Raw genomic sequence first — 2,997 nt, forward strand, 5'->3', positions numbered from 1 at the left:
CGCTGCTCGATGACGTTGTCATCGAGCCGCAGGCGCCCGCGGATCTCGAAGTAATCGCTCTTGACCGAGATGCGGCTGAAATTCCAGTTGCCCGCCCCCAGCACGGCGCGCAGCTCCTCGGTCGTTTTGAGCGGGTTGCGCTGGCGAGTCTGCACGATGCGGGCGGCGCGCGCCAGATCCACCCCGTCGATGACGGCGGCGATGACCTCCTTGGGCGCGGTGTTCACATTGACCTGGGTCGCCTCGGGCAGGATGGTCAGGTAGGGGCGCAGTCGCTCCAGGGTGCCGGCATCCAGGCCCAGCCACATCAGCTGGTCGGCCGACAAGGGCATGATCGGCGCCTTGCGCATGCCGTCTTGCCCGCCCAGTTTGGACATGACTTGCGGGTCTTCGGACTGCATGGCCATGATCGCCAGGGTGGCCTGCCTCATCGACTGCGCCAGGCCATCGGCCAGCGCGGGCGACTGCCCTGCGTTCTCGACCAGGCGCTTGAGCACCACCAGCTCCTCGGGCACCAGGTCGCCCTCAGAATTGATCAGATTGCGCAGGTTGTAACGAGCGGCCGCGTCATCGACCCGACCGGAGAGGAAGGCCTCGGGCGAGTCGGCATCGACCGCCGTGTTGTCGCCATCCACCGCCAGGAAGGTGGACAGGCGCGCTTCGGCCAAGGGGATGGCCCAGGGCTCGCCCAAATGGTCTGCGCCACCGTTACGGCCGTCCTCGCGCAGGATCAGGCGGGCCCAGTCGAGCGCGCCGACCAGCACCCAAGTCGCCTGCGCGCGCACGCGCTCCGCACCTTCGACCTGCACGGCCCGCCATTGCTGCCAGACCATCGACGCCGCGAAGGTGGCCACCAGGGTCACGATGACCATGGCCATGAGCAAGGCCGCACCACGCTGGCGCAGCGAAGGCGCTCGGCGCACGCCCGACCTCACCGGGGCGCCAGGCTGCTTGGCCGGGAATTCGGCGGCGAGGGGTGCGGGGGTGGGCAAGGTGCGACGTGTCATGGCTGGGGCGACAGGATGATGTCGCGTGAAAGCATGCCGGCCACGCCCGCGCCATCGCCCAGGGTGAGCTGAGAGCGGATGGCTTGCGGGAGCTGCTCGCGCACGATGCTGGCGGCGGCAGCTGCCGCAGAACCCTCACCCGAGTTGGGTGAACCCGAGCTGGACACCACGTTGCCCGAAGACTGACAGTTGCTCAGCGAGCCGCTGCGGAAACAGTAAACCTGCCACTGGTCAACCCCGTTGAGCGCCACCAGCGTGCCCGGCTCGCGCCCCTGAAGCTGCGAGGCCCGCCGCCAGTGGTCCTGCAGGTCGCCGACGCGCGTGGTCTCGGGGCTCGTCCAGCGCAGCAGCTTGCGCTCGCGCAGGCTCCACACCACCACCTGAACGCCCCCTGATGCGCGGCGGGTCAGGCGCAGGTTGGCGCCGTCGAACTGAAAGCCTTTGACCACCTGGGTGTCGCAGACCTGGGCCATGTCCGCGTCCAGCTGGGTCATGACCGACTGCAGGCGCAGGGTGTTCTGCAGGTTGTCATCGGCCACCTGGCGAGCGGTGCTGATGGCGTCAACGCCCTTCCAGGCGGCCCCCGCCAGCACGGCCAGGATGAACAAGGACACCATCACCTCGATGAGGGTGAAGCCGGCAGCCTGACGCAAGCCAGCGCGGGCAGCGGTTGGCATCGGAAGGCGGCGTGTGGACATGGGGCTCATGGCATCGTCCACCGGTCAGAACCGTGAAACCACGGTCGAGAGCTTGACGATGGGCTGGTCCGCCTCGTCACGGACCTCGGCGTCGACCCGACGGAAGTTGATGTTCGGCGTGGGGCGGACCACCATGCGGCCGGGCAACTGCCGCCCCAGCTGGTTGCAGGTGAAATCGCTGTCGCCCACGGGGGGGTAGGTGCGGCTCAGGCGCAGGCTGGTGAGCTGGTTCTCGGCGCACCACTGGGCGCGGGTGAGGTCGGCCATGCGCTGGGCGTTGAGCGTCAGCCCGCCCGCCGCCTTGATGCCCGCGGTCAGGGTGACGGCCACGATGGCCAGTGCCACCAGGACCTCGATGAGGGTCATGCCACGCCAGCGGTTCATCGCATCACCGCCTGCTGTGCTTCGGCTGCCTCTTCGCCGGTTGGCTGGATGACCTGGAAGGCGCCCAGGCCATCGGTGCCGATGACGAGCTGGCGGTCTTCGAGCCGCAGCACCAGGCTTTGCGCGCCGATGACGGGCTCGGGCCCGAGCACGATGCTGCGCCCGCCCACAACCTCGGCGCGCACCTCGGGGGTCAGCCAGCGCAAAGGCGGCATCAGCACCGGCGGCAGACCAATGAACTGGTAGTCGGCCTCGTCGCCCTTGGTCTGCGGCACCCACAACACGGTGAGCGCACCCGAGCGAGCCTGCATGCGGGCAGACTCCAGGATGGCGACCAGGCGCGCGGCTTCGCGCTCGAGTCGGGTGCTGGAGGGGTCGGGCACGGCAAAGCTCACGATGGACACGGTGATGGCGATCATGGCCACCACCACCATCAGCTCAAGCAGGGTGAAGCCGCGCGACACCGAGCGGCGCGCGCGCCTCGCCCAGCGGCCTGTCGGGAGGGCCGTCAAGCCTGCTGACGGCGAATCACTGCCAGGAACCGATGTCGGCATCCCGGCCTTCGCCACCGCTTTGACCATCGGCACCGAAGCTGAACACATCGACCTGCCCCTTCACGCCGGGGTTGACGTACTGGTACGGGTTGCCCCAAGGGTCGCTGGGCAGCTTCTCGAGGTAGGGCTTCCAGTTGTTGGGGATCGGGCCGCCACCCGTGGGCTTGGCCACCAGGGCCTGCAGGCCTTGCTCACCCGTGGGGAAACGTTGGTTGTCGAGCTTGTAAAGCTTGAGCGACTGCATCAGGTTGCTGATGTCGGTGCGGGCCGCGGTCACGCGGGCGTCGTCGGCGCGGTCGAGCACGTTGGGCACGATCAGGGCGGCCAGCAGGCCGATGATGACCAGCACCACCA

Annotated in this window: 5 protein-coding genes; all 5 read right to left on the reverse strand. The window is 68.5% G+C overall.

Annotation, left to right across the window (positions count from 1 at the left end; translation table 11 throughout):
• Positions 1-1,007, reverse strand: a 1,007-nt coding sequence (gene gspK / locus B2W70_RS03545; RefSeq protein ID WP_286742921.1) for a type II secretion system minor pseudopilin GspK, incomplete at its 3' end; no start/stop codon positions are given.
• Entirely contained in the window at positions 1,004-1,684 is a 681-nt protein-coding gene (locus B2W70_RS03550; RefSeq protein ID WP_286742924.1) for a PulJ/GspJ family protein, read from the reverse strand. The genes gspK and B2W70_RS03550, both read right to left, overlap by 4 nt.
• A gap of 45 nt (positions 1,685-1,729) precedes the next feature.
• On the reverse strand, positions 1,730-2,089 hold the full coding sequence (gene gspI / locus B2W70_RS03555; protein WP_286742925.1) for a type II secretion system minor pseudopilin GspI: 360 nt from the start codon (positions 2,087-2,089) through the stop codon (positions 1,730-1,732).
• Positions 2,086-2,643: a pilus assembly FimT family protein gene (locus B2W70_RS03560; RefSeq protein ID WP_414631021.1), complete on the reverse strand. Its 558-nt coding sequence runs from the start codon at positions 2,641-2,643 to the stop codon at positions 2,086-2,088. The genes gspI and B2W70_RS03560 overlap by 4 nt, the downstream gene beginning before the upstream one ends.
• A complete protein-coding gene (gene gspG / locus B2W70_RS03565; RefSeq protein ID WP_286742927.1) occupies positions 2,618-2,995 on the reverse strand; it encodes a type II secretion system major pseudopilin GspG in 378 nt (125 codons plus the stop codon). The genes B2W70_RS03560 and gspG overlap by 26 nt, the downstream gene beginning before the upstream one ends.
• Positions 2,996-2,997: the final 2 nt, after the last annotated feature.

Source organism: Aquabacterium sp. UBA2148 (assembly GCF_002328915.1).
In the GTDB taxonomy this organism is placed as follows: Bacteria; Pseudomonadota; Gammaproteobacteria; order Burkholderiales; family Burkholderiaceae_C; genus Aquabacterium; species Aquabacterium parvum.